A 24,860-nucleotide genomic window follows, 5' to 3' on the forward strand; every position below is an offset into this window, starting at 1 on the left:
TAAACGTGCTCCCTAAAAACCCAGGCTGGACAGCAGATCGTCGACATCGTCCTGACCGGACACGACGTCTTCACGCTTATCGGCATGAATCTGCGGACCTTCACCCCGAGTTGGATGTTTTTCTTCATCTTTTTCAGCGCGCAATTGATCGTGGTCATGTTCGATGCCGGCAAAGCGGTCGACTTGACTTGCCATCAACACGAGCTTGAGCAGATTGCTTTCGACTTCGGTGACCAGCGCGGTCACCCGCTTGATCACCTGCCCGGTCAGGTCCTGATAGTCCTGAGCCAGGAGAATATCGTTGAGATGGCCGGCCACCTTGCGGTTACCTTCGGCGCTGTGCGTCAGGAAACTGTCGACGCGCTTGACCAACTCACGAAATTCAGGCGCTGCCACCTCGCGGCGCATGAAGCGCTGCCAGTCGGCAGACAGGTTCTGGGCTTCGGATGCCAGATCGTTGAGCACAGGCGTGCTTTGCTCGACCAGGTCCATGGTGCGATTGGCCGCGTTCTCGGTCAGCCGGACCACGTAGGACAGCCGTTCGGTGGCGTCGGTGATCTGCGACACTTCCTCGGCCTGCGGCATGCGCGGATCGATCTGGAAACTGACGATAGCGCTGTGCAGCTCGCGAGTGAGCTTGCCCACTTCCTGATAAAGGCCGCGGTCGCGGGTCTGGTTGAGCTGGTGGATCAGCTGCACCGCCTCGCCGAACTGGCCGCGTTCCAGGCTTTGCACCAGTTGCTCGGCGTGCTTCTTCAGGGTCGACTCGAACTCCCCCAGAGAATCGTTTCTTGATTCCATAGCGCCCCCAGACATGGCTCAGCCGTTGACGCGTTCGAAGATCTTTTCGATCTTTTCTTTGAGTACCTGCGCGGTGAAAGGCTTGACCACATAGCCGTTGACCCCGGCCTGGGCCGCTTCGATGATCTGGTCGCGCTTGGCCTCGGCGGTCACCATCAGCACCGGCATGCCCTTGAGACGGTCGTGGGCGCGCACCTTGCGCAGCAGGTCGATGCCGGACATGCCAGGCATGTTCCAGTCGGTCACCAGGAAGTCGTAGTGACCGCTTTCGAGCATCGGCAGAGCCGTGGTGCCATCGTCGGCTTCGTCGGTGTTGGTGAAGCCCAGATCACGCAACAGGTTCTTGATGATCCGCCGCATCGTCGAGAAGTCGTCAACGATGAGGATTTTCATATCTTTGTTCAATTAGACCTCCAAGCAGTCTTAAACGCGCTCGTCTCACAAGCGCGCGCTCAATCAATTCGGCACCACGTAAAACGACTGCATCGAACCCGGGTTCACCGCGCTCGCCATTCACCCAACCGACTGCGCAGACGCGCCGCGCACTGGCTGTGCAACTGGCTGACACGCGATTCGCTGACCCCCAGCACTTCCCCGATTTCCTTGAGGTTCAACTCTTCGTCGTAGTACAGCGCCAGGACCAGGCGCTCGCGCTCCGGCAGGTTGGCGATCGCATCGGTCAGTGCAGCCTGGAAGCGTTCGTCTTCCAGGTCACGCGACGGCTCGACCTGGCCGCTGACACCGTCCTCGTGCAGCCCTTCGTGTTCGCCGTCCTGCAGCAGGTCGTCGAAACTGAACAGGCGGCTGCCCAAGGTATCGTTCAGAATCCCGTAATAATCGTCGAGACCCAATTGGAGTTCGGCAGCAACCTCGTGATCTTTAGCGTCACGACCGGTTCTTGCTTCGACGGCGCGAATCGCGTCACTGACCATGCGCGTGTTGCGGTGCACCGAACGCGGCGCCCAATCACCCTTGCGCACCTCGTCGAGCATGGCGCCACGGATGCGGATGCCGGCATAGGTCTCGAAGCTCGCACCCTTGCTGGCGTCGTACTTGTTGGCCACTTCCAGCAGGCCGATCATGCCGGCCTGGATCAGGTCCTCGACCTGCACGTTGGCCGGCAGGCGTGCCAACAGGTGATAGGCAATCCGCTTGACCAGCGGGGCATAGCGCTCGACCAGCTCGTACTGAGCGTCCTTGGACGCCTTGCTGTACATCTTGAATCCGCTCGCACTCATAGCACCGGCCCCGCACTGGTGGGCTGTACCAGGCGCTCGACGAAGAACTCCAGGTGCCCGCGCGGGTTGGCCGGCAGCGGCCAGCTGTCGACCTTCTGCGCAATGGCCTTGAACGCCAGGGCGCATTTGGAGCGCGGGAAGGCCTCGTACACTGCGCGCTGCTTCTGCACCGCCTTGCGCACGCATTCGTCGTAGGGCACGGCGCCCACGTACTGCAAGGCCACGTCGAGGAAACGGTCGGTGACCTTGGTCAGCTTGGCGAACAGGTTGCGTCCTTCCTGCGGGCTCTGCGCCATGTTGGCCAGGACGCGGAAACGATTCATGCCGTAATCGCGGTTGAGCAGCTTGATCAGGGCGTAGGCGTCGGTGATCGAGGTGGGCTCGTCGCACACCACCAGCAACACTTCCTGCGCCGCACGAACGAAACTGACCACCGAGTCACCGATACCTGCAGCGGTGTCGATCACCAATACATCGAGGTTGTCGCCGATCTCGCTGAACGCCTGGATCAGCCCGGCATGCTGGGCTGGCGCCAGGTGCACCATGCTCTGGGTACCCGAGGCCGCCGGCACGATGCGCACGCCGCCCGGCCCCTGCAACAGCACGTCGCGCAGCTCGCAGCGTCCTTCGATGACGTCGGCCAGGGTACGTTTGGGGGTCAACCCCAGCAGCACGTCGACGTTGGCCAGACCCAGGTCGGCGTCCAGCAGCATGACCCGGCGGCCGAGTTCAGCCAGCGCCAGGGACAGGTTCACTGAAACGTTGGTCTTGCCGACGCCACCTTTGCCACCGGTGACGGCGATCACCTGTACGGGATGCATGCTACCCATGTCTGTTCTTTACCTTGTCTCGCGTGGGACCTGCCCACTTGAAGGGCCGCTGTCGACCCCCTGCGCCGTTCATCTTCAACCCGCGCGCTTATCGGGATTGTGGTAGAGATCAGCGAACATGTCGGCCATGGCCTCTTCGCTGGGCTCTTCCTGCAACTGCACGCTGACCGCGCGGCTCACCAACTGATGCTTGCGCGGCAACTGCAGGTCGTCAGGAATGCGCGGACCATCGGTGAGATAGGCCACGGGCAGTTCGTGACTGATGGCCAGGCTCAGCACTTCGCCGAGGCTGCCCGTTTCATCGAGCTTGGTCAGGATGCAACCGGCCAGGCCACAGCGCTTGTAGCTGTGATAGGCGGCGGTCAGCACCTGTTTCTGGCTGGTGGTGGCCAGTACCAGGTAGTTCTTGGCGGCGATGCCGCGGCTGGCGAGCGATTCGAGCTGCATGCGCAGCGCCGGATCGCTGGCCTGAAGGCCGGCGGTGTCGATCAGCACCACGCGCTTGCGCAGCAGTGGTTCCAGGGCCTGGGCCAGCGACTGGCCCGGATCGACATAGGTCACCGGCACATTGAGGATGCGCCCGAGGGTCTTGAGCTGCTCCTGGGCACCGATGCGGTAGCTGTCCATGCTCACCAGCGCCAGGTGCTGCGAGCCGTACTTGAGCACATAGCGCGCGGCGAGCTTGGCCAGGGTGGTGGTCTTGCCCATGCCGGCCGGGCCGACCATGGCGATGACCCCGCCCTCCTCGATCGGCTCTACCTCAGGCACCTCGATCAGACGCGCCAGGTGCGCCAGGACCATGCGCCAAGCCTGACGCGGGTCTTCGATCTCACCGGCCCGCTCAAGCAGATCACGGGCGATCGGGCCAGACAGGCCCAGGCGCTGCAAGCGACGCCAGAGGTTGGCCTGCTGCGGCTTGTTGCCCTGCAATTGGCCCCAGGCAAGCGAGCCAAGCTGCACTTCGAGCAGCTCGCGCAAGCCCGAAAGCTCCGAACGCATGGCGTCGAAGACGCGCTTGTCGACCGTCGGGGCCGCAGGGGCCGGCGCAGGCGCCGGAACATCCACATGCGGCTCGACCAGCGGCTCGGACGCGGTCAGCGACAGGCCGGCAAACAATTGCCGGTTGCCGAGTTCGGCGTCACCACGCCCATCCAGCTCGGCCTGGGCGGTGGCGATGCGCGAATGGGTCTTGCGCAGCTCGTCCTCGAGCTCGACATTCGGCACGCGTGGGGCCAGGGCGGACAGCTTGTAGTCCAGCGCGGCCGTCAGTTCGACACCGCCGGCGATACGCCGGTTGCCGATGATTGCGGCATCGGCGCCAAGCTCATCACGGACCAGCTTCATGGCCTGACGCATATCGGCGGCGAAAAAACGCTTAACTTGCATAACCCACTACCTCAGCCGTTAGGGCCCACGGTGGCAACGATGGTGACTTGCTTGTTGTCCGGTATTTCCTGGTACGCCAGCACATGCAGGTTGGGCACGGCCAGACGACCGAATCTCGACAGCATGGCACGGATCGGGCCGGCGACCAGGAGGATGGCCGGCTGGCCTTGCATCTCCTGGCGCTGCGCCGCCTCGATCAGCGAACGCTGCAACTTCTCGGCCATGCTCGGTTCAAGAAGAACACCGTCTTCCTGACCCTGCCCGGCCCTTTGCAGACTATTGAGCAAGATCTGTTCCAACCTTGGCTCAAGGGTGATCACAGGCAGCTCGGACTCAACGCCGACAATGCTTTGCACGATGGCGCGTGACAAGCCGACCCGCACCGACGCCACCAACGCGGCGGTATCTTGACTCTTGGCGGCATTGTTGGCGATGGCCTCGGCAATGCTGCGGATGTCACGCACGGGCACCTGCTCGGCAAGCAGGGCCTGCAGGACCTTGAGCAACCCCGACAAGGAAATGACACCTGGCACCAATTCCTCGGCAAGTTTCGGCGATGCCTTGGACAGCACCTGCAGCAACTGCTGGACCTCTTCATGGCCGATCAGCTCGTGGCAGTGCTTCTGCAGGATCTGGTTGAGGTGAGTAGCGACCACGGTGCTGGCATCGACCACCGTGTAACCCAAGGACTGCGCCTGGGCGCGCTGGGCCACATCGATCCACACCGCCTCCAGGCCAAAGGCCGGGTCGCGCGCGGCGATACCGTTGAGGGTGCCGAACACCTGCCCAGGGTTGATCGCCAGCTCGCGGTCGGGGTAGATCTCCGCCTCGGCCAGGATCACCCCCATCAGCGTCAGGCGATAGGCACTGGGCTGCAGGTCGAGGTTGTCGCGAATGTGCACGGTGGGCATGAGAAAGCCCAGGTCTTGCGAGAGTTTCTTGCGCACGCCCTTGATCCGCGCCAGCAACTGGCCGCCCTGGTTGCGGTCGACCAGCGGAATCAGGCGATAGCCGACTTCCAGGCCGATCATGTCGATCGGCGTGACGTCGTCCCAGCCCAGCTCCTTGGTTTCCATGGCGCGCTGCGGCGATGGCAGCAGATCCTGTTGGCGCTGCGCTTCCTGCACGGCCAGGAGCTTGGCCTTCTGCTGCTTCTTCCACACCATGTAGGCGCCGCCGCCGGCCAGCACGCCGAGGCTGAGGAAGGCGATGTGTGGCATACCCGGCACCAGCCCCATCACCACCATCAGCGCGCCGGAAACGGCTAGCGCCTTGGGCGAATCGAACATCTGCCGGTTGATCAGCTTGCCCATGTCCTCGGAGCCCGAGGCGCGGGTGACCATGATCGCGGCCGCAGTGGACAGCAGCAGCGAGGGCAACTGCGCCACCAAACCGTCACCGATGGTCAACAAAGCGTACACCTTGCCGGCGTCGCTGAAGGTCATGCCATGCTGCAGCATGCCGATGAGCATGCCGCCGATGAGGTTGATGAACAGGATGAGCAGGCCGGCGATGGCGTCGCCACGCACGAACTTGCTGGCACCGTCCATCGAACCATAGAACTCGGCCTCCTGGGCGACCTCGGCACGACGCGCCTTGGCCTGGGCCTGGTCGATCAGGCCGGCGTTGAGGTCGGCGTCGATGGCCATCTGCTTGCCGGGCATGGCGTCGAGGGTGAAGCGCGCGCTCACCTCGGAAATACGCCCGGCACCCTTGGTCACCACGACAAAGTTGATGATCATCAGGATGGCGAAGACCACCGCACCGACCACGTAGTTGCCGCCGATCACCACCTCACCGAAGGCCTGGATCACCTTGCCCGCCGCTCCGTGGCCCTCCTGGCCGTGGAGCATGACCACGCGGGTCGAGGCGACGTTGAGCGCCAGGCGCAGCAGCGTCGCCACCAGCAGGATGGTCGGAAAGGCGGCGAAATCCAGTGGGCGCAGGGCGTAGACGCAGACCAGCAGGACCACGATCGACAGCGCGATGTTGAAGGTGAAGAACACATCGAGCAGGAACGGCGGGATGGGCAACATCATCATTGCCAGCATCACCAGCAGCAACAGCGGTACACCCAGGTTCCCCCGACCGAGACCGGCCAGGTTGTTACGGGCGTTGCTGATTAACTGTGCGCGATCCACCGGGTATCCTCTTCAAGCAAAACTTTGACGCCTGGACGGCGCTTGGGCGTGGCTTTGCAAGAAGCTTTCCAACTTTGCCGGGGTACGGGGCCAGGCGCTCTGTTGCGGTGTTTTCGCGGTCCACGGCGGTGTTCTTTTCGCGGGCAAGCCCGCGCCTACAGAATCAACTGTCGCGCTGCAGGTCCGGCGGGATCGGCAGATCCTTCTTCAGCGGCTCGGGCGGCTTGCCCTTGCCCGAGCGGTACTGGCGAATCTGGAACACGTACGCCAGCACCTGCGCCACTGCCAGGTACAGACCGGCCGGAATCTCGTGCTCAAGCTCCGTGGAGTAGTAGATCGCCCGTGCCAGCGCCGGCGATTCGAGGATCTGTACCTTGTGCTCCTGGCCGATCTCGCGGATCTTCAAGGCCAGGAAGTCGGTGCCCTTGGCCAGCAGCAGCGGCGCCGCACCGCCCTTCTCCGGGTCGTACTTGAGCGCCACGGCATAGTGCGTCGGGTTGGTGATGATCACATCGGCCTCGGGCACCGCCGCCATCATCCTGCGCTGCGACGCCTCGCGCTGCAGTTGGCGAATGCGCTGCTTCACCTCCGGCTTGCCCTCGGTATCCTTGTATTCGTCGCGCACTTCCTGCTTGGTCATCTTCAGCTTCTTGTGCGTCTGCCAGAGCTGGAACGGCACATCGACGATGGCGATCAGCAGCAGACCCGCCGCCATCCACAAGGCGCTCCAGCCCACCACCTGCACGCTGTGGATGATCGCCTGCTCGAGCGGCTCCTTGGCAATCGCCATCAGCGCCTCGCGGTCGTTGGCCAGCACCACCAGCGCCACCACCAGCACCAGGAAGAACTTGGCCACCGCCTTGAGCAGTTCGGTCAGCGAGTTCAGCGAGAACATGCGCTTGATCCCGGACAGCGGGTTCATCCGGCTGAACTTGGGCTGCAGCAAGGAGCCGGAAAACAGAAAGCCGCCCAGGGCGATAGGGGCCACGAACGATACGACGAACAGCAGCACCAGCACCGGCTGGGTGGCCCAGATGGCCATCTTGCCCGAGGCCATCAGGAAGGCGCCCATGGCCCGCTCGTCGACTATCACTTCGCGCGACAGGCTGAAGTTCACGCGCATCAGCGTCATGAGGGTTTCGGCAAGGTGGCCACCGAAGGCCAGCAAGGCGCCGGCGCCCCCCAGGGTCACCGCGAAGGTGTTGAGCTCTTTGGAACGGGCGATGTCACCCTTTTCCCGTGCGTCGCGCTTGCGCTTCTCGGTGGGTTCCTCTGTCTTGTCCTGACCGCTCTCGCTCTCTGCCATGCTCAGGGCGCCCGTGCCAGCTCACGCAGCCACTGCAAGGCCTCGCTGGCCAGTTGCTGGTAGTGCGAGAGGATGTCGGCAAGCCCGACCCAGAAGATGGCCAGCCCCAGCACCAGGGTCAGCGGGAAACCAATGGAGAAGATGTTCAGCTGTGGCGCGGCTCGGGTCATCACACCAAAGGCGATGTTGATCACCAACAGGGCTGCGATGACTGGCAGGATCAGAACCAGCCCCGCTCCCAGCACCCAGCCCAGGCGTCCGGCAATCTCCCAGAAATGCGCGACCACCAGGGCATTGCCCACCGGCAGCGTGGTGAAGCTTTCGGTCAATACCTCGATCACCACCAGGTGGCCGTTCATCAACAGGAACAGCACACTCACCAGCATGGTCAGGAACTGCCCGACCACCGCCACGTTGACGCCGTTGGCCGGGTCGATCATCGAGGCCATCGCCATGCCCAGCTGAATCGCCACGATCTGCCCGGCGACGACGAACGCCTGGAACAGCATCTGCAAGGAAAACCCGAACAGCGCGCCGACGATGATCTGTTCGGCGCACAGCAGCACGCCACGCACGCTCAAGGGCTCGAACTCGGGCAGCGGCGGCAGGCCGGGCACGATCACCACGGTGATCGCGACCGCCACATACAGGCGTATGCGCGCCGGCAGCATGCGCGTACCGAACACCGGCATGGTCATCAGCACCGCTGCCACGCGAAACAGCGGCAGGATGAAGGTGGCGACCCAGGTGCCGATCTGCGCGGCGCTCAGCTCGAGCATGGGCTCATCATCCGATCAACTGCGGAATGCCGCTGTACAGGCCGGTCATGTATTCCATGAACTTCTGCACCAGCCACGGACCGACCACGATCAGGGTGATCAGCATCACCAGCAGGCGCGGCAGGAAACTCAGGGTCTGTTCGTTGATCTGCGTGGCCGCCTGGAAGATCGCCACCAGCAGGCCGACCAGCAGGCTCGGCACCACCAGCACCGCCACCATCAGGGCAGTCAGCCAGAGCGCATCGCGGAACAGGTCGACGGCAACTTCAGGGGTCATCGAAAACTCTCCTTGAGCGGCCTCAGACGCCGCCGAAACTGCCGGCCAGCGTACCCATGATCAGCGCCCAGCCATCGACCAGGACGAACAGCATGATCTTGAACGGCAGCGAGATGATCAGCGGCGACAGCATCATCATACCCATCGCCATCAGCACGCTGGCGACCACCATGTCGATGATCAGGAACGGGATGAAGATCATGAAGCCGATCTGGAACGCGGTCTTGAGCTCGGAGGTGACGAATGCCGGCACCAGGATGGTCAGCGGCACCTGGTCGGGGCCGGCGATGTCGGTGCGCTTGGACAGGCGCATGAACAGGTCCAGATCGCTTTGCCGGGTCTGCGCCAGCATGAAGTCCTTCAGCGGCCCCTGGGCTTTGTCGATGGCCTGTTGCGCGGTCATCTGTTCGTTCAGGTAGGGCTGCAACGCGTCACGATTCACCCGATCGAACACCGGCGCCATGATGAACATGGTCAGGAACAGGGCCATGCCGGTGAGCAACTGGTTCGACGGTGTCTGCTGCAGGCCCAGGGCCTGGCGCAGGATGGAGAAGACGATGATGATGCGGGTGAAGCTGGTCATCAGGATGACGAACGCCGGAATGAAGCTCAGCGCCGTCATGATCAGCAGGATCTGCAGGCTGACCGAATATTCCTGCTGGCCGTCAGGCCCATTGGACAGGGTGATGGCCGGGATCGACAACGGATCGGCGGCCAGGGCCACGGGCGCGGCCAGCAGCAGCGCCAGGGTCAACAGTAAGCGCAGCGCGCCGCTCATCACTTCTTGTCCTTCTGGTCCTTGCCCATCAGCTCGAGCAGCCGCTGGGCGAATTCCGGTGCCGCCTGGCGCGCGCCGACAGGCACCTCCACGGGCTCGGCCATGACGTGCAACGCTTCGATGCTGCCAGGGCTGTGGCCGATCAGGATCTGTTCCTTGCCCACCTGCACCAGCAGCAGGCGATCGCGCGGGCCGAGGGCTCGGCTGCCGACGATCTCGATCACCTGCCCGCCGCGCGGCTGTGCCACCTGCAGGCGGCGCAACAGCCAGGCGAGCAGGAAGATGGCGCCCACCACCACGAGCAGGCCGAAGACCATCTGCGCCAGTTGCCCACCCATGCCGCCGGGCGTGGACGTGCTGGCCGACGCCGACGCGGGATCAGCCGCGCCGATCACCACCTCGCTGGCAAGCAATGTGCCCAGGGCGGCGACGCCGCGTATCAGGCCCTTCACTCAGCGCAGCTTCTTGATGCGTTCGCTGGGGCTGATCACGTCGGTCAGGCGAATGCCGAACTTCTCGTTGACCACCACCACTTCGCCATGGGCGATCAGCGTGCCATTGACCAGTACATCCAGCGGTTCGCCTGCCAGGCGATCGAGCTCGATGACCGACCCCTGGTTCAGTTGCAGCAGGTTGCGAATGCTGATTTCCGTGGCGCCCACCTCCATGGAGATGCTCACTGGAATGTCCAGGATCACGTCCAGGTTCGGCCCTTCCAGGCCGACGTTCTCGCTCGGCCGCGGGGAGCTGGCGAACTCTTCCATCGGCAGGCGACCTGCGCCAGAGGAGCGACCATTGTCAGCTGCCAGCAGCGCATCGATGTCCGCCTGGCCGGCATCACCGGTTTCTTCCAGGGCTGCCGCCCACTCATCGGCCAGGGCCTGTTCCTCTGGGGAGGTGATCTCGTTTTCGTTAGCCATAAAGTCCTCGACAGGCTTTCAATTCGTAGTGCGACCGGCTCGCCGTCAGCGGCGCTCGATCGGGTCGATGATCTGCAGCGACAGGGTGCCCTTGTGCGAGCCCAGGCGCGCCTTGAACGACGGCACGCCGTTGGCGCGCAGTACCAGGTGTTCGGGCAGCTCTACCGGAATCACATCGCCCGGCTGCATGTGCAGGATGTCGCGTAGCTTGAGCTGACGACGGGCAACGGTGGCCGAGAGCGGCACATTGACGTCCAGCACGTCCTCGCGCAGGGCCTTGACCCAACGCTCGTCCTGATCGTCCAGGTCGGACTGGAAACCGGCATCGAGCATCTCGCGCACCGGTTCGATCATCGAATACGGCATGGTCACGTGCAGGTCGCCGCCGCCGCCATCGAGTTCGATGTGGAAGGTCGAGACCACCACCGCCTCGCTGGGCCCGACGATGTTGGCCATGGCCGGGTTGACCTCGGAGTTCATGTATTCGAAGTTCACCGGCATGATCGCCTGCCAGGCTTCCTTGAGGTCGACGAAGCACTGGTCCAGGACCATGCGCACCACACGCAGCTCGGTCGGGGTGAACTCACGGCCTTCGATCTTGGCGTGGCGCCCGTCGCCACCGAAGAAGTTGTCCACCAGCTTGAACACCAGCTTGGCGTCGAGGATGAACAGCGAGGTGCCGCGCAGCGGCTTGATCTTGACCAGGTTGAGGCTGGTCGGCACGTACAGCGAATGCACGTACTCGCCGAACTTCATCACCTGCACGCCACCCACCGCCACATCGGCGGAGCGACGCAGCAAGTTGAACATGCTGATGCGGGTGTAACGGGCGAAGCGCTCGTTGATCATCTCCAGGGTCGGCATGCGACCGCGGACGATCCGGTCCTGGCTGGTCAGGTCGTAGCTCTTGACGCCACCGGGTTCGGCAGCGCTCTCGGTCTGTACCAGCCCATCGTCGACCCCATGCAGCAGGGCATCGATCTCATCCTGGGACAGCAGGTCCTGCACGGCCATCGAGTGTGCTCCTACTGCAATACGAAATTGGTGAACAGCAACTGGTCGATGACCGGCTTGCCGACTTCCTTCTGCGCCACTTCCTGGACCACCGCAGTGGCCTTCTGGCGCAGCATTTCCTGGCCCACGGCACTGCTGGCCAGGCTGTCGAAGCCTTGCCCGGAGAACATCATCACCAGATTGTTGCGAATCACCGGCATGTGCACTTTCAGCGCATCGAGGTCAGCCTGGTTGCGGCCCTGCAGGGTAATGCTCACCTGCATGTAGCGCTGGCGGCCGTTCTGGTTGAAATTGACCACGAAGGCCGGCGCCAGGGGCTCGTAGATCGCCGCTTGCTTGACGCTGGCCACGGCAGGGTCGGCCGCAGGTGCAGGCTCGTTCTTGTGCATGATGAACCAGGTGGCGCCCACCGACAGGCCCACGGCCAGCAGCAAGGCCAGCACCAGCAGCAGGATCAGCTTCAGTTTGCCTTTAGTGGCGGGGTCTTTGACTGCGTCGCTCTTCGCCATGCCAATAATCCGTCGTCCATCGGGGTTTCAAGAAAGGATGACGTGGCTGAGCAAGTGTTATGCCAGATTTGGCCGAGCGGGCTTGAGGAGGTTGCGAGCGCTATAACGGTGTGGCTGACGGGACAGTCCTGGTAGGAGCGGGCTTGCCCGCGAACACGGGCGTAGCCCGTGGCAGGCAGCGGGGTGTATTTTTCGCGGGCAAGCCCGCTCCCACAGGGATTTGGGCTGGCTTCTAGATTTGAGCAAGACAGTTGCTTACAACGGTCCGCACCGGTGTCAGACGCAGCCCCGAATGATCAGGCGTAGTAATCGACCGCACTGTCGCCGATCACCACCTGCTGCTCCACCGGCCGTGAAGCATCGGCCAGCTCACCGTCCTCGCCCGCCTCCCCGGCCCGACGCGCAGCCACACCAGACAGATTCGATCCACCCTGCTGGGCCTGCTGCTGTTGCTGACGCGACTGGTCGGCGACGTTGACGTCAGGCTGGGCCAGCCCCTGCTGGGCGAACAGTTCGCGCAGACGGTACAGTTGGCTGTCGAGCGCATCGCGCACGCCGGCGTGACCACTGATGAAAGTCACCTGGGTGGCCTGGTCCGACGCGACATTGACGCGAATGTCCAGTCGCCCCAGCTCTGCAGGCTCGAGCTGGATGTCGGCCGACTTGAGGTTCTGGCTCGACAGGTACATGACGCGATTGACCAACCCTTCGGTCCAGGCCCCCTGATTCATCGCCAGGGGCTGGTGCAGCGGATTGGTCGGCGGTACGGCATGGGCAGTCTTGGCGGTGACGGCCTGGGTCAGGTTGGCCAGGCGATTGGCGAAGTCGTCCACGCGGGTGTCGCTGTCGGCATGCTTGACGTCCTTCAGACCATTGGACAACAGCTCGGAGAAGCCTTTTTCGCCAGGCTGTGACTGTCCACGCTCGGATTCGCCCTCAGGCTTGACCGCCAGGTTCGCCAAGGTATTGACGTTGGCCTGGGCACTGTCGTCCTGGGCCTGGGTCTTGTCCCCCTGGCCAGAGGCGTGCGTCGAGGTGGTGCCTTTGGCCTGGGCGCTCTGCTCGAGCGCCAGGCGCAAGGTCGGCATGTTCGCCAGGGCGTCGGCCTCGGGATCGAAGTCGCTGTCGGCCTGCTCGGCGACTGGCGGCGCCAGCTCTTCAGGGACCGGTTGCGCAGCAGGCTGCTGGATCGCGGCCTGCAGCACCGGGGCGACGGCTTCGGCCTGGGCCTGGAGCAATTGCGCACCCGCCTGGGCGTCGGTCACCTGCCCCGCCACCAGGCTGGCGTCCAGGGAGCTCGAGTCGCTTGCCTGATTGCCGTCGCTGGAAGCCTGCTGGGTACTGTCACCCGCCTGTTGAGTGCTGTCGCTACCCTGGTTGTTCTTGTCAGCGGCCGATGCGGCCTTGTTGCTGTTGGCTGGCAAGTTCTTGCCATTACCGGCAACCGCCGAAGATCGGTCGTTGCCGCCCTTGCCGCCGGCATTGAAGTCAGGCTTGTCCCTGGGCGCTGGCACAGAGGCCTTGTCGTTGCGCACCGGCATCTTGTCGCTCTGCTGTCGGGCCATCAGCTGGTCGAAGCCGCTGCCCTGATTGCCCGGTGCTTGCGGGGTTTTGTCCGCCGCAGGACTGGTCGCCCGCGAGGTCGCGTTGGCGAGGCCGGCTTGCAACAAGGGATTGGATGCGACAGGCATTGAAACTCTCCACGCCAGTGAACCGAAATAGAATCTGGGTGAAGACAGGCAAAACTCGCGCCAGTTTTGCCGTCAGCCTGCAGAAACCCGCTCGCGCTCGCTACGGTAGAAGCGCTGGACCTCGACGAACTCCTGGTCGATCCGATTGATCAGGTCCTCGATGCCATACAAAGGCTGTTGCCGCACACGCTCCTCGAGCTGCTGGCACAGACTGGCCAGGCCCACTGCGCCCATGTTGCTGCTGCTGCCCTTGAAGCTGTGGGCGGCCATCCCCAACTCGCTGGCGTCCTTGGCCTCGTGCAACTGACTGAGACGGCGCTCGGAGTCTTCCAGGAAGGTTTCCAGCAACTGCAGGTAGCCATCTTCCATGACCTCCTGCAGGTCGCTCAGGACCTTTTGATCGATATGCTCGTGTGTCACTTGCTCACTCCTTGATCAAGCTTGATTATGCCTCAATCGCCGAGGCCGCTCACCAACCGAACTCCACCCGCGCCCGCCGCCCCTGGTCGAGCCATTGAGCCTTGACGCCCAAGCGCTGTACCAACTGTAGCCCACGCCCACTGAAACCTTTTTCCGACGCAGGGCGCGCCAAGACTTTCTCGATATCAAAACCCGTGCCACTGTCGCTGATTTCAACAGTCAGACGACCACCTGTTGCCACGGGTTCCACCCTCAGCGCGATTTGCACGAACCCTTCGGACAACGCCGCCAGGCGCCGACCGCGTTCGCGGTAGTACTCGGCAAATCCCTCGGCATCCTGCTTGAGCCGTGAGTCCAGGCCCAACACCCCGTGCTCCAGCGCATTGGAATACAGCTCACCCAGCACACTGTGCAACACCCCGCTGCTGGGACGCAGACCATGGATTTCCTGGAGGAACTGCAACAGATAAGGCACCGGGTTGAAGCGCTTCAGGCTGTCGGCATGCAGCACCAGCGACAACGACCAATCCAGCGGACTGGAGCGACCGCTGTCGGAATACACCGGCGCCACAGGTGCCAGGCCACCAGGTTCGGCCATGCGGACATCACACAGGCTGATGTCGTCTCGCGGCACACCACCAAAGCGCTCCAGCGCCTGCATCACTTCATCGAACAGTCGCCCAGGGTCGCGGTTGGCCGCCAACACCTCACGCAAGCGCTCCACACCAAACAATCGATCCGTCGCATCGCTGGTATCGACCACGCCATCGGACAGCAGGAACAATCGCTCCCCCGCGGCCAGCGGCAGTATGTCGGTGCGGTCGTCGAACTGCTCGGGCGCCAGGATGCCCAGCGGCAAGTGCCGGGATTGCAGCACCGACAGCACCTCGCCAGCGGCCGACAAACGATAGCCATCGGGCATGCCACCGTTCCACACCTCGACCGTGCCACGCTCGAAACTCAGGTTCAGCAACAGCGCACAACAGAACATGTCCACCGGCAGGATACGCTTGAGCTTGGCGTTCATCTCGCGCAGCGTCTCTACCAAACCATAGCCCTTGGCGGTCATGCCATAGAACACCTCGGCCAGGGGCATTGCCCCCACGGCCGCCGGCAGGCCGTGACCGGTGAAATCACCCAGCAGCACATGCATGTCGCCCGAAGGCGCGAACGCCGCCAGCAGCAGATCGCCGTTGAACAATGCGTAGGGCGACTGCAGGTAGCGGATGTTGCTGCTTCTCAAGCAACCGGAATGGGCGACCTTGTCGAACACCGCTTTGGCTACGCGCTGCTCGTTGAGCAGGTGATGGTGATGCCGGGCCAGTTCGTCGCGCTGCTCCAGCACCGTGGCCTGCAGCCGACGCAGACGATCCATGGCGCCGATCTTGGCAGCCAGAATCACTGCGCTATAGGGCTTGGCCATGAAATCGTCGCCGCCGGCTTCCAAGCAACGCACCAGCCCTTGCTCCTCGTTCATCGAGGTGAGGAAGATGATCGGTATCAGCGCTTCACCGGCCATGGCCTTGATCCGTCGCGCCGCCTCGAATCCATCCATCACCGGCATCAAGGCGTCGAGCAGCACCAGGTCCGGCCTCTGTTCGGCGAACAGCGCAACGGCCTGCTCGCCGTTTTCGGCAGTGACCACCTCGTGTCCCTGGCGCCGCACGATCTGCGCGAGCAGCAAGCGGTCCGCGGCACCGTCCTCGGCGATCAGCACCCTCAATCCCTGTTCGGCGGGCATGAGCGGCCTCAGCTGACGTCGAACAATTTTTCGAAGTTGGAAATGGCGAGGATCTTGCGCACATCAGAACTGGTGTTGATCACTTTGATATCCGAGTGGTCACCACCGGCGTGATCGCGCAACAGCAGCAGCATGCCCAATGCGGAGCTGTCCAGGTACGTCGCATCCTTGAGATCCACCACGACCGAGTCCGGGGCCGGGTGCTGGCGCTCGTAGGCGTCACGAAATTCCTGATGCTTGCCGAAATCGAAACGGCCCTTGACCTTGATCGTCAGCTGCTTTTCGTCCGGTGAAAAATCAGTTTCGACTGCCATGCGTGCGATTCCTTCGATGATGGCTACGACTCAGGAAGGTTTAGCAGCAGCCCGGCTGGGCCGCAAGCGCAGCGGCTTTGAGCGGTGTCAGCCTGGAAAATGATTCTGCCTGGGCAAGCGCTGTGACAGCTCGTCGAGCAGCTTCTGCTCACGCTTGTCTTCGGCCCGGCGGGCTTCGTCCAGATAACGCTGCACCAGCTTGCGCAGACCCTCGACCCGGGCGTAGGCCTGTTGCCAGGCGTCGCGGGCATTCTTGAGGTTGTTCTGGTGCCAGGTCAGGCTCTGGCGCTGCTGGGTCATGGCCGTTTCCAACTGCCCCAGAAAGCGCTGGTAGTTGACCAACCAACTGCCGCCAACGCCCTGGCTGCCGCGGTTGATCCACTGCAACTGGTAGTCTTCGCGAAAACGCTCAAGCTCGGCGAGCTTGGCCTGCGCCTGAGCCACCAGTTGCTGGAAGTGGCCCATGCGCTGGACAGCCTTGCGCTCGGCCTCCTCGGCCATCTCCACCACCGGCGACAGGCGCGCGGCACGACTGGGCAGGGCCATGGCCTATCAGCCGCCCGCCGGCGGGGCGAACACCGCGCCCAGCTGCTCGCCGCTCTCGGCCATGCCGACACTTTCGTCCAGCCCCTGGCGCAAGAACGCCACCAGCTTGGACTGCAAGGCAATGGCCAGGTCGGTTTCCGGATCGCCACCGGCCACGTAGGCACCCACGCTGATCAGGTCGCGACTCTGCGACAGGCGCGACCATAGTTGCTTGAACTTCTGCGCCTGGCGCAGATGGTCGGAATCCACCACCTGCGGCATCACCCGGCTGATCGAAGCCTCGATGTCGATCGCCGGATAATGCCCTTCCTCGGCCAGGCGCCGGGACAGCACGAAGTGTCCGTCCAGCACCCCACGTGCCGAATCGGCGATCGGGTCCTGCTGGTCATCCCCCTCGGAAAGCACGGTATAGAACGCAGTGATCGAACCACCCCCCGCCTCACCATTACCCGCGCGCTCGACCAACTTGGGCAACTTGGCGAACACCGACGGCGGATAGCCACGGGTGGCGGGCGGCTCGCCGATGGCCAGGGCGATTTCCCGCTGCGCCTGGGCAAAACGGGTCAACGAATCCATCAACAACAGGACATTCTTGCCCTTGTCGCGGAAATACTCGGCGATGCGCGTGCAATACATGGCTGCGCGCAGTCGCATCAGCGGTGCATCGTCGGCCGGCGAAGCGACCACCACCGAGCGCTTGAGCCCTTCCTCGCCAAGGATGTGCTCGATGAACTCCTTCACCTCGCGGCCCCGCTCACCGATCAGGCCGACCACGATGATGTCGGCCTTGGTGAAGCGGGTCATCATGCCCAGCAGCACCGACTTACCGACACCCGTACCGGCGAACAGACCCAGGCGCTGGCCGCGACCGACAGTCAGCAGGCCGTTGATACTGCGGATACCCACATCCAGCGGCTGACTGATCGGATCACGGTTCAGCGGGTTGATCACCGGGCCATCCAGCGGCACCCAGTCCTCGGCCTTCATCCCGCCCTTGCCATCGAGGGCACGGCCGGCGCCATCGAGCACCCGTCCAAGCATGCTCATGCCCATGGGCAGGCGGCCGCTGTCGTCCAGCGGCACAACCCGCGCCCCGGGGGCGATACCGGCGATACTGCCGACCGGCATGAGAAAGACCTTGCTGCCGGCAAAGCCCATCACTTCGGCCTCTACCTGTACCGGGTGGTAGCTGTCGTCGTTGATCACCATGCAGCGGCTGCCCACTGCGCCGCGCAAGCCCTCGGCTTCGAGGGTGAGACCGACCATGCGCAGCAGACGGCCCTCGACCACCGGCTGCTCCGGCAGATTCACCGCCTCGGCATAGCCGGCCAGGCGCTTGGCGAAACTGGTGCGTTCAAGGCGCATCGGGGCTGTCCAGGTCGACCGACAGATCCGGCGCAGCAGGATGCAGTGATTGGTCGTGGGTCTGCTCGAACAACTGCGCCACAGCCTTCTCCATGCGGGTTTCCATGGTGGCATCGATGCGGCTGTGGGCCGTCTCGATGCGGCAACCGCCTGGCAGCAGCGACTCGTCTTCAAGCAGCTTCCAGCTTTCCTCGTGGCGTTCGCGCAGGGCCTTGGCCAGCTCGAAATCCTGCGGATTGAGGTGGATGCGGATATTGTCTGCGCCCATCGGCAGCAGTTTCAGCGCCTCGCGCAACACATGAGTGATCTGGCTGGAATCGCTGGCCAACTCGCGACCGATCACCTGACGGGCGACATGGGCGACCAGGTGCACGAGGGACTTCTCGATCTGGGTATCCTGCTCGGCGATGGGCTCGAGCAGGTTGGCCATCAATAGCTCCAGGCTCGCCAGCTTGGCCGTCAGTGCCTCTTCGGCCTCCTGGCGCACCTTGAGCTGCGTGCTGTGGAAACCCTCGCGCTCGCCGGTGGCGAAGCCTTCGTTGTAGGCCTCCTGGCGAATCGCTTCGAGCTCTTCGAGGGTCAGCGGCTGGACTTCCTCCAGCGGCACTTCCTCGACTTCCTCGACCACCTCGGGCTCAGGTTCAGGCGCGGGCTCAGGCTCCGGATCGAAGCTGGGCAATGCCCATATATCGACGCCCTCGAGGTCGCGGGCGCGGATCAGGTCGCTGGGATGTTCTTTGGTGGACATGCTGTCATGTTCTCGAAACCATGTTCAGCCAACGCGATCCCCGTGGGAGCGGGCTTGCCCGCGAATGCGTCAGCAGGAGCAACGCGTGGCCTGACCTGGCGCCTTCGCGGGCAAACCCGCTCCCACAGGGTCAGCGCCAGTCAGAACGGTGCGCGAAATCGCTTAGATCATTTCCTCGGCACCCTTGCCACCGAGCACGATCTCGCCGGCCTCGGCCATGCGTCGAGCGATGGTGAGGATTTCCTTCTGCGCCGTTTCCACATCGCTGACCCGCACCGGCCCCTTGGCCTCCAGGTCGTCGCGCAGCAGTTCCGAAGCACGCTTGGACATGTTCTTGAAGATCTTGTCCTTGACCTTCTCGTCCGCGCCCTTGAGCGAGACCACCAGCACGTCCGAAGACACCTCGCGCAGCAGCGCCTGGATACCACGGTCGTCGACGTCGGCCAGGTTGTTGAAGACGAACATCAGGTCTTCGATCTGCTCGGACAGGTCGCTGTCGATATCGCGGATCGCATCCATGAGCTGGCCTTCCACAGAGCTGTCGAGGAAGTTCATGATGTCGGCAGCGCGCTTGATGCCGCCCAGGGTGGTGCGCGCAGCATTGGAGTTGCCCGAGAACTGCTTCTCGAGGATTTGGTTGAGCTCCTTGAGTGCCGCCGGCTGCACGGTGTTCAACGAGGAGACGCGCAGGACGATGTCCAGGCGCACCTTGTGGTCGAAATTGCTCAGCACTTCACCGGCCTGGTCGGGGTCGAGGTAGGCGACCACGATGGCCTGGATCTGCGGGTGCTCATAGCGGATGACATCGGCCACGGCACGCGGCTCCATCCACTTCAGGCTGTCCAGGCCACTGGTGTTGCCACCGAGCAGGATGCGGTCGATCAGGCCGTTGGCCTTGTCCTCGCCGAGCGCCTGGTTGAGCATCTTGCGGATATAGCCGTCGGAGCCGACGCCCAGGCTGGTCTGGTCGCCGACGATCTCGACGAACTCGCTCATCACCTGCTCGACCTGCTCGCGGTGCACGTTGCCCATCTGCGCCATGGCGACGCCAACCCGCTGCACTTCCTTGGGCCCCATGTGCCGCAGGACCTGGGCTGCATCGGTCTCGCCCAGGGACAGCAGGAGAATCGCCGCCTTGTCGACGCGGCTCAGCTTGGCGGTAACGGCTCGGTTGTCACTCATCGGCGTTGATCCACTCTTTCACGACCTGGGCGACACGGCCCGGGTCTTCGGCCACCAGGCCCTTGATTGCGTTCAGTTGCGCCTCATAGCCTTCGCTCGGGCTTGGCAACAGGATACTGCTCGGCCCGCCCAGGCTGACGCGGTCGTTGCCGAGTTCGCCGTCCAGGCCGATCATGCCGCCCAGTTCCATGTCGCTGTCGCTGGCCGCGCTCTTGCCGCCACCGGTGATGTTGTTGAGCACAGGGCGCAGCACGCCGAACACCAGCACCAGGATGAACACCACGCCCAGCACTTGCTTGATGATGTCCCAGAACCAGGGCTGCGAGTAGAACGGGATGTCGGCGAGCACTTCGCCACGGTCGGCGGAGAACGGCACGTTCATCACGGTCACGCTGTCGCCGCGGCTGGCATCGAAGCCGACCGCATCCTGCACCAGGCGGGTAAAGCGCGACAGGTCCTCGGCGCCCCAGGGCGCGCGGGTGGTCTCGCCGTTGGCATCGACCTTGACCTGATCGTCCACGACCACGGCCACCGACAGGCGGGTCAGGCGACCTTGCTGCTGGCGGGTATGGCTGATGGAGCGGTCCAGTTCGAAGTTCTTGGTGCTCTGCTGACGCTTGTCGGACGGATACGGCGCGAGCATCGGCTGGCCGGTGGCCGGGTCCATGATCTGCTGGCCGTTGGCATCGACCAGCGGCTGGCCGGGGGCGATGGCACCGGCCGGGGTACCGGTACCGGCGGCGTTCTCAGGTGCAGCAGCACCGGCTGGCGGCTGGTTGCTCAGCGCGCCGGGAACACCCTGCGGGCCCTGGCTGCTGGCACGCTGCTCGTTGACCGACTGCTCGCTGCGCAGCGCCGGCTGGTCAGGGTTGAACTGCTCGGAGGTGGATTCGACGGCGTTGAAGTCGACGTCGGCGGAGACCTCGGCCTTGTAGCGGTCGTTGCCCAGCACCGGCTGCAGGATGTTGTGCACACGCTGGGTGAGCAGGCCTTCCATGCGGCGGGTGTAGTCGAACTGCTTGCCGGCCATGGTCAGCGAGGTGTCCTGCAACTGATCGGACAGCAGATTGCCCTTCTGGTCGACCACGGTGACCTGCGACTTGTCCAGTTCCGGCACGCTGGTGGCGACCAGGTTGACGATGGCCATCACCTGACCGGCTTCCAGGTTGCGGCCTGGGAACATTTCGACCAGTACCGAAGCGCTCGGGCGGCGCTCGTCACGCACGAACACCGAGCTTTTCGGAATGGCCAGGTGCACGCGAGCAGCCTTGATGTTGTTCAGGCTGGAGATCGTACGCGCCAATTCGCCTTCCAGGCCGCGACGGTAACGGGTCGCCTCCATGAACTGGCTGGTGCCCAGGCCCTGGTCCTTGTCGAGGATCTCGAAACCGATGTTGCCATCGCTTGGCGCCACGCCGGCGGCGGCCAGTTTCATGCGGGCACGGGAGAGGTCATCGGCCTTGACCAGCAGCGCGCCGGAATTGGGTTCGACGGTGTAGGGAATATCAGCGGCGGCCAGGGTTTCCATGACCTGCTTGGTGTCCATGCCGGCCAGGCTGCCATACAGCGGACGGTAGTCCGGCTGCTGCGACCAGAGCACCACGGCAAAGCCGATGGCCACGCTGGCAGCCAGCCCGACCAGCAGGCCGACCTGACGCAGCATGGGCATCTGCGAGATGTTTTCCAGGAACGCCATGCCGAACAGCGGCGGCTTGGCCACGGGCGGGCCACTCTTGGCGGGGGCGTTATCGACGACTGCTTCGGCCATGACTCAATTCGTCCTCAAACCGGCATCTGCATGATGTCCTGGTACGCCTGGACCAGCTTGTTGCGCACTTGGGTCAGGGCCTGGAACGACACGCTGGCCTTCTGCGAGGCGATCATCACGTCGGTGAGGTCGACACCGCTCTTGCCGATCTCGAAGGCGTTGGCCAACTGGCTCGATGCCTGCTGGGTATCGCTGACCTTGTTGATGGCCTGGCCGAGCATGTCGGCAAAGCTGCTCTGGCCCGGGGCGAGCTCAGGCGCAGCGGCGACCTTGGGCAGCGACATGGCATCGGCCTGCATCGCGCGCATGTCCAACATCAGACGATTGAATTCAACACCTTGGCTCATGAACTTCTCTCTCCGGCGGCCGCATTTTTTTGACACTGATGCAGCGGGTAAAACGGTTAAAGCAACAAAGGTGCCAGCCTTCGCAAAGTCGCTCCGCAAAGGCACTCACCCGTACAGGCTGGCCTCGACATCCATCCCCGCATCGCGCATCTGCGCCAGCTTGTAGCGCAGCGTACGCGGGCTGATGCCCAACCGTTCGGCAGCCTCCTTGCGACGCCCACGTTCGGCGCGCAAGGTATCGATGATCATCTGGAACTCATGACGACGCATATCGTCGCCCAGGCCACTGGACTCAGACGCCGATTCGAGCGATGATGGCTCCGTGATATCACTGCTTGCTGGTGACAAGGGAATGGCGCCCGCCAGACAGAAATCCGCCGCCTCGATCACCCCCCCCTGCTGCAGGATCAGCGCTCGCTGCAGCGCGTTGTCCAGCTCGCGCACGTTGCCAGGCCATGCGTGCGCCTGCAGGCATGCCCGCGCTTCGGCCGACAGGCGAACCGGTGCATGCTTCATCTTGCCGACATGCTTGGCCAGCAGGCGCTCGGCCAGCGGCAGGATATCGGCGCTGCGCTCGCGCAGTGGGCGCCAGGCCAGCGGGAAGACCGAAAGACGGTAGTACAGGTCCTCACGGAAGCGCCCGGCAGCGACTTCGCCAGCCAGGTCACGGTTGGTGGTGGCCAGCACGCGAATGTCCAGACTGATCGGCTTGCGCCCGCCGACCCGCTCGACCTCCCGCTCCTGCAGCACGCGCAGCAGCTTGGCCTGCAGGCCCAGTGGCATTTCGGAAATCTCGTCGAGCAACAGGGTGCCGCCATCGGCTTGTTCGAACTTGCCCGCCTGGGCCGCGATGGCACCGGTGAACGCGCCTTTTTCGTGACCGAACAGCGTGGCTTCGAGCATGTTGTCTGGAATCGCCGCACAGTTGATCGCCACGAATGGCTGCGCGGCGCGCGCCGAGCGCTGATGAATGTAACGCGCCAGCACTTCCTTGCCGGTACCCGACTCACCCGAGATCAACACCGTGGAGTCGCTGCGCGCCACGCGGGCAGCCAGCTCGAGCAGTTGCCGACTGGCCGGCTCACTGGCCACCGGCCCCTCCTCTTCGGCACCCAGGTGCCCAGCGGCATGACGATCGACCAGACTCAGCAACGCCTTGGGCTCGAACGGCTTGACCAGGTAGTCGGCAGCGCCCTGACGCATCGCCTCCACCGCACGCTCCACTGCAGCGTGCGCAGTCATCAGCAGCACGGGCAGTTGCGGGTGGTGACGACGCAGTTGCGCAAGCAGTTGATGGCCATCCATCCCCGGCATGTTCACATCACTGACCACCAGCCCGAAGGCCTCTTCGGCCACGGCGTCCAGCGCTTCTTCTGCACTACCCACGGCGCGGTAGTCGAATCCGCCGATCTCCAGGGTATCGCCCAATGCCTGGCGCAAGGCACGATCGTCCTCGACCAACAAAACCTTGACCATCACTGCACCTCCGTCGATTGCCCGTCGATCAGCGGCAGCACCACCCGCACGCAAGTGCCACGCCCGACTTTCGAGCGCAGCTCAAGACTGCCCTGATGCGCCTTGACCACCGCCTTGACCACCGCCAGGCCGAGGCCGGTACCGGTGGCCTTGGTCGTCAGGAACGGCTCGCCCAGGCGCGCCAGCAACTGCGCGTCGATCCCGCTGCCAGCATCACTGACGCACAGGTGCAGGCTCTGCCCGCGACGCAACAGGTGTACTTTCAGGCGCGCGGGCTCCGAGCTTGCCTGCAGCGCGTTCTCGATCAGATTGAGCAAGGCGCCAACCAGGGTGTCGCGATTGCACAGCAACTCGCCCAAGTGCGTATCGCACTGCCAGCGCACCGCATGCCCCTGCACATGGGACTGCGCAGCCTGTTGCAGCGCCTGGAACAATGCCTTTGGGGTCAGCCGGTCATTGAGCGGCAACTCACCACGGGCGAACACCAGCATGTCGCGCACCTGATGCTCCAGCTCGTGCAGACGCTCCTTCAGACTGCCGGCGAAGCGCTGACGGGTTTCCAGAGCCAGGCCGCCCTGGTCGTCGGCCAGATGGCTGGCATAAAGCATGGCCGCCGACAAGGGCGTGCGAATCTGATGCGCCAGCGAGGCAACCATGCGCCCCAACGACGACAGACGCTCGTGACGCGCCAGTTGTCCCTGCAGGCGACGGGTTTCGGTCAGGTCGTTGAGCAGCACCAACTGACCGGGCTCGGCATCCAGCGAACGGGTGGCAATGGACAAGCGTCGACCGTCACGCAGCGACACCTCGTGGCCGTCATCCTCTCGCGGCGCGAAGCTGCGGGCGATGACCTGGCGCCAGAGTTCACCGACCAACGGCGCACCGAGCAACTCACAGGCGGCAGGGTTGGCTTCGCGCACATAGCCCTGGCCGTCGATGACGATCACCCCGCCAGGCAGCAGATCCAGCAAATGCTGCAGGCGGTTGGCCAGACGCTCCTTCTCACCCAGCTCGGCCATGCGCTGTGCGCTGACCACCTCCAGCTCGCCCTTGAGCTCGCTGACGCGGGCCTCGAGCATGTTGTACGACTCACTGAGCTGGGAGGAAACCTGGTTGAACAGGGCGAACGCCTGCTCGAGCCCCTGTCGACTTTCCTGTTCGACCGGGGTGCGTCCCTGCTGCTCAGGGGCTCGGGAGATGTGGGCGGCCTGGGGCATCGTGCTCTCTCGCATGGCTGACCGTCATAAAAACGGTACTTTGCCTGCGGTGTAGCAATAGCCGTG

26 protein-coding genes are annotated in these 24,860 nt (G+C 63.8%); all 26 read right to left on the minus strand.

The window, feature by feature from the left end; genetic code table 11:
• Positions 1–12: 12 nt before the first annotated feature.
• The 26 genes from ACMGGG_RS16000 to ACMGGG_RS16125 all read right to left on the minus strand — a co-directional run bounded on the left by ACMGGG_RS16000 (position 13) and on the right by ACMGGG_RS16125 (position 24,794).
• A complete protein-coding gene (locus ACMGGG_RS16000) occupies positions 13–801 on the minus strand; it encodes a protein phosphatase CheZ (RefSeq protein ID WP_054895562.1) in 789 nt (262 codons plus the stop codon).
• Positions 802–819: 18 nt separating this feature from the next.
• A complete protein-coding gene (locus ACMGGG_RS16005; RefSeq protein WP_104881405.1) occupies positions 820–1,194 on the minus strand; it encodes a chemotaxis response regulator CheY in 375 nt (124 codons plus the stop codon).
• Positions 1,195–1,298: 104 nt separating this feature from the next.
• Entirely contained in the window at positions 1,299–2,039 is a 741-nt protein-coding gene (gene fliA, locus ACMGGG_RS16010) for an RNA polymerase sigma factor FliA (protein ID WP_054895561.1), read from the minus strand.
• Positions 2,036–2,869 carry a flagellar synthesis regulator FleN gene (fleN, locus tag ACMGGG_RS16015; protein ID WP_016393812.1) on the minus strand — a complete coding sequence of 278 codons (834 nt, stop codon included), beginning with the start codon at positions 2,867–2,869 and terminating at the stop codon, positions 2,036–2,038. Before fleN ends, fliA begins: the two co-directional genes overlap by 4 nt.
• Before the next feature lie 75 nt (positions 2,870–2,944).
• Positions 2,945–4,255, minus strand: a complete 1,311-nt coding sequence (gene flhF / locus ACMGGG_RS16020) for a flagellar biosynthesis protein FlhF (RefSeq protein ID WP_054895560.1) — start codon at positions 4,253–4,255, stop codon at positions 2,945–2,947.
• Between the two features lie 11 nt (positions 4,256–4,266).
• On the minus strand, positions 4,267–6,396 hold the full coding sequence (gene flhA, locus ACMGGG_RS16025) for a flagellar biosynthesis protein FlhA (protein ID WP_063545676.1): 2,130 nt from the start codon (positions 6,394–6,396) through the stop codon (positions 4,267–4,269).
• A gap of 163 nt (positions 6,397–6,559) precedes the next feature.
• Entirely contained in the window at positions 6,560–7,702 is a 1,143-nt protein-coding gene (gene flhB, locus ACMGGG_RS16030; RefSeq protein ID WP_063545677.1) for a flagellar biosynthesis protein FlhB, read from the minus strand.
• 2 nt (positions 7,703–7,704) lie between these two features.
• Positions 7,705–8,481 carry a flagellar biosynthetic protein FliR gene (gene fliR, locus ACMGGG_RS16035; protein ID WP_054891868.1) on the minus strand — a complete coding sequence of 259 codons (777 nt, stop codon included), beginning with the start codon at positions 8,479–8,481 and terminating at the stop codon, positions 7,705–7,707.
• A gap of 7 nt (positions 8,482–8,488) precedes the next feature.
• A complete protein-coding gene (fliQ, locus tag ACMGGG_RS16040) occupies positions 8,489–8,758 on the minus strand; it encodes a flagellar biosynthesis protein FliQ (protein ID WP_054891869.1) in 270 nt (89 codons plus the stop codon).
• 22 nt (positions 8,759–8,780) lie between these two features.
• The gene (fliP, locus tag ACMGGG_RS16045) at positions 8,781–9,536 is read right to left on the minus strand and encodes a flagellar type III secretion system pore protein FliP (protein WP_054891870.1); all 756 of its coding nucleotides are present in this window, start codon (positions 9,534–9,536) and stop codon (positions 8,781–8,783) included.
• Positions 9,536–9,988: a flagellar biosynthetic protein FliO gene (gene fliO / locus ACMGGG_RS16050; RefSeq protein ID WP_414154042.1), complete on the minus strand. Its 453-nt coding sequence runs from the start codon at positions 9,986–9,988 to the stop codon at positions 9,536–9,538. The genes fliP and fliO overlap by 1 nt, the downstream gene beginning before the upstream one ends.
• Positions 9,989–10,456 (minus strand): flagellar motor switch protein FliN, encoded by a 468-nt coding sequence (gene fliN / locus ACMGGG_RS16055; RefSeq protein ID WP_054891872.1) that lies wholly within the window; start codon positions 10,454–10,456, stop codon positions 9,989–9,991.
• A 45-nt stretch (positions 10,457–10,501) separates the two neighbouring features.
• Complete coding sequence (gene fliM, locus ACMGGG_RS16060) at positions 10,502–11,470, minus strand: flagellar motor switch protein FliM (RefSeq protein ID WP_054891873.1); 969 nt, start codon at positions 11,468–11,470, stop codon at positions 10,502–10,504.
• An 11-nt stretch (positions 11,471–11,481) separates the two neighbouring features.
• Entirely contained in the window at positions 11,482–11,979 is a 498-nt protein-coding gene (fliL, locus tag ACMGGG_RS16065; RefSeq protein WP_063545679.1) for a flagellar basal body-associated protein FliL, read from the minus strand.
• A 296-nt stretch (positions 11,980–12,275) separates the two neighbouring features.
• Positions 12,276–13,670, minus strand: coding sequence for a flagellar hook-length control protein FliK (locus ACMGGG_RS16070; protein WP_414154043.1), 1,395 nt, complete (start codon positions 13,668–13,670; stop codon positions 12,276–12,278).
• Between the two features lie 72 nt (positions 13,671–13,742).
• Complete coding sequence (locus ACMGGG_RS16075; RefSeq protein ID WP_054891876.1) at positions 13,743–14,090, minus strand: Hpt domain-containing protein; 348 nt, start codon at positions 14,088–14,090, stop codon at positions 13,743–13,745.
• A gap of 49 nt (positions 14,091–14,139) precedes the next feature.
• Positions 14,140–15,831 (minus strand): SpoIIE family protein phosphatase, encoded by a 1,692-nt coding sequence (locus tag ACMGGG_RS16080; RefSeq protein WP_414154044.1) that lies wholly within the window; start codon positions 15,829–15,831, stop codon positions 14,140–14,142.
• 8 nt (positions 15,832–15,839) lie between these two features.
• Complete coding sequence (locus ACMGGG_RS16085) at positions 15,840–16,145, minus strand: STAS domain-containing protein (RefSeq protein WP_054891878.1); 306 nt, start codon at positions 16,143–16,145, stop codon at positions 15,840–15,842.
• A gap of 87 nt (positions 16,146–16,232) precedes the next feature.
• On the minus strand, positions 16,233–16,691 hold the full coding sequence (gene fliJ, locus ACMGGG_RS16090; RefSeq protein ID WP_054891879.1) for a flagellar export protein FliJ: 459 nt from the start codon (positions 16,689–16,691) through the stop codon (positions 16,233–16,235).
• A gap of 6 nt (positions 16,692–16,697) precedes the next feature.
• Complete coding sequence (gene fliI, locus ACMGGG_RS16095) at positions 16,698–18,056, minus strand: flagellar protein export ATPase FliI (protein WP_414154045.1); 1,359 nt, start codon at positions 18,054–18,056, stop codon at positions 16,698–16,700.
• The gene (fliH, locus tag ACMGGG_RS16100) at positions 18,046–18,804 is read right to left on the minus strand and encodes a flagellar assembly protein FliH (protein WP_063545684.1); all 759 of its coding nucleotides are present in this window, start codon (positions 18,802–18,804) and stop codon (positions 18,046–18,048) included. Before fliH ends, fliI begins: the two co-directional genes overlap by 11 nt.
• A gap of 162 nt (positions 18,805–18,966) precedes the next feature.
• The gene (gene fliG, locus ACMGGG_RS16105) at positions 18,967–19,986 is read right to left on the minus strand and encodes a flagellar motor switch protein FliG (RefSeq protein ID WP_054891882.1); all 1,020 of its coding nucleotides are present in this window, start codon (positions 19,984–19,986) and stop codon (positions 18,967–18,969) included.
• Positions 19,979–21,754: a flagellar basal-body MS-ring/collar protein FliF gene (fliF, locus tag ACMGGG_RS16110; protein ID WP_414154046.1), complete on the minus strand. Its 1,776-nt coding sequence runs from the start codon at positions 21,752–21,754 to the stop codon at positions 19,979–19,981. The genes fliG and fliF overlap by 8 nt, the downstream gene beginning before the upstream one ends.
• Before the next feature lie 14 nt (positions 21,755–21,768).
• Positions 21,769–22,101 (minus strand): flagellar hook-basal body complex protein FliE, encoded by a 333-nt coding sequence (gene fliE / locus ACMGGG_RS16115; RefSeq protein WP_054891884.1) that lies wholly within the window; start codon positions 22,099–22,101, stop codon positions 21,769–21,771.
• A 105-nt stretch (positions 22,102–22,206) separates the two neighbouring features.
• A complete protein-coding gene (locus ACMGGG_RS16120) occupies positions 22,207–23,580 on the minus strand; it encodes a sigma-54-dependent transcriptional regulator (protein WP_063545685.1) in 1,374 nt (457 codons plus the stop codon).
• Positions 23,577–24,794: a sensor histidine kinase gene (locus ACMGGG_RS16125; protein ID WP_197891544.1), complete on the minus strand. Its 1,218-nt coding sequence runs from the start codon at positions 24,792–24,794 to the stop codon at positions 23,577–23,579. The genes ACMGGG_RS16120 and ACMGGG_RS16125 overlap by 4 nt, the downstream gene beginning before the upstream one ends.
• Positions 24,795–24,860 lie beyond the last annotated feature (66 nt).

Origin of the sequence: Pseudomonas sp. BNK-44-b, assembly GCF_047456245.1 — a bacterium.
Classification (GTDB): domain Bacteria; phylum Pseudomonadota; class Gammaproteobacteria; order Pseudomonadales; family Pseudomonadaceae; genus Aquipseudomonas; species Aquipseudomonas machongensis.

Coding starts and splice junctions, on each gene's coding strand:
- fliJ (WP_054891879.1), bottom strand. CDS start 16,691: ATGGCCCTGCCCAGTCGTGCCGCGCGCCTGTCGCCGGTGGTGGAGATG.
- ACMGGG_RS16000 (WP_054895562.1), bottom strand. CDS start 801: ATGGAATCAAGAAACGATTCTCTGGGGGAGTTCGAGTCGACCCTGAAG.
- ACMGGG_RS16125 (WP_197891544.1), bottom strand. CDS start 24,794: ATGCCCCAGGCCGCCCACATCTCCCGAGCCCCTGAGCAGCAGGGACGC.
- ACMGGG_RS16080 (WP_414154044.1), bottom strand. CDS start 15,831: ATGCCCGCCGAACAGGGATTGAGGGTGCTGATCGCCGAGGACGGTGCC.
- fliM (WP_054891873.1), bottom strand. CDS start 11,470: ATGGCCGTGCAGGACCTGCTGTCCCAGGATGAGATCGATGCCCTGCTG.
- fliR (WP_054891868.1), bottom strand. CDS start 8,481: ATGCTCGAGCTGAGCGCCGCGCAGATCGGCACCTGGGTCGCCACCTTC.
- fliE (WP_054891884.1), bottom strand. CDS start 22,101: ATGAGCCAAGGTGTTGAATTCAATCGTCTGATGTTGGACATGCGCGCG.
- ACMGGG_RS16005 (WP_104881405.1), bottom strand. CDS start 1,194: ATGAAAATCCTCATCGTTGACGACTTCTCGACGATGCGGCGGATCATC.
- fliN (WP_054891872.1), bottom strand. CDS start 10,456: ATGGCTAACGAAAACGAGATCACCTCCCCAGAGGAACAGGCCCTGGCC.
- ACMGGG_RS16085 (WP_054891878.1), bottom strand. CDS start 16,145: ATGGCAGTCGAAACTGATTTTTCACCGGACGAAAAGCAGCTGACGATC.
- fliQ (WP_054891869.1), bottom strand. CDS start 8,758: ATGACCCCTGAAGTTGCCGTCGACCTGTTCCGCGATGCGCTCTGGCTG.
- fliL (WP_063545679.1), bottom strand. CDS start 11,979: ATGGCGAAGAGCGACGCAGTCAAAGACCCCGCCACTAAAGGCAAACTG.
- fliH (WP_063545684.1), bottom strand. CDS start 18,804: ATGTCCACCAAAGAACATCCCAGCGACCTGATCCGCGCCCGCGACCTC.
- flhF (WP_054895560.1), bottom strand. CDS start 4,255: ATGCAAGTTAAGCGTTTTTTCGCCGCCGATATGCGTCAGGCCATGAAG.
- fliA (WP_054895561.1), bottom strand. CDS start 2,039: ATGAGTGCGAGCGGATTCAAGATGTACAGCAAGGCGTCCAAGGACGCT.
- fliG (WP_054891882.1), bottom strand. CDS start 19,986: ATGAGTGACAACCGAGCCGTTACCGCCAAGCTGAGCCGCGTCGACAAG.
- fliP (WP_054891870.1), bottom strand. CDS start 9,536: ATGAGCGGCGCGCTGCGCTTACTGTTGACCCTGGCGCTGCTGCTGGCC.
- fliI (WP_414154045.1), bottom strand. CDS start 18,056: ATGCGCCTTGAACGCACCAGTTTCGCCAAGCGCCTGGCCGGCTATGCC.
- fliF (WP_414154046.1), bottom strand. CDS start 21,754: ATGGCCGAAGCAGTCGTCGATAACGCCCCCGCCAAGAGTGGCCCGCCC.
- ACMGGG_RS16070 (WP_414154043.1), bottom strand. CDS start 13,670: ATGCCTGTCGCATCCAATCCCTTGTTGCAAGCCGGCCTCGCCAACGCG.
- fleN (WP_016393812.1), bottom strand. CDS start 2,869: ATGGGTAGCATGCATCCCGTACAGGTGATCGCCGTCACCGGTGGCAAA.
- flhB (WP_063545677.1), bottom strand. CDS start 7,702: ATGGCAGAGAGCGAGAGCGGTCAGGACAAGACAGAGGAACCCACCGAG.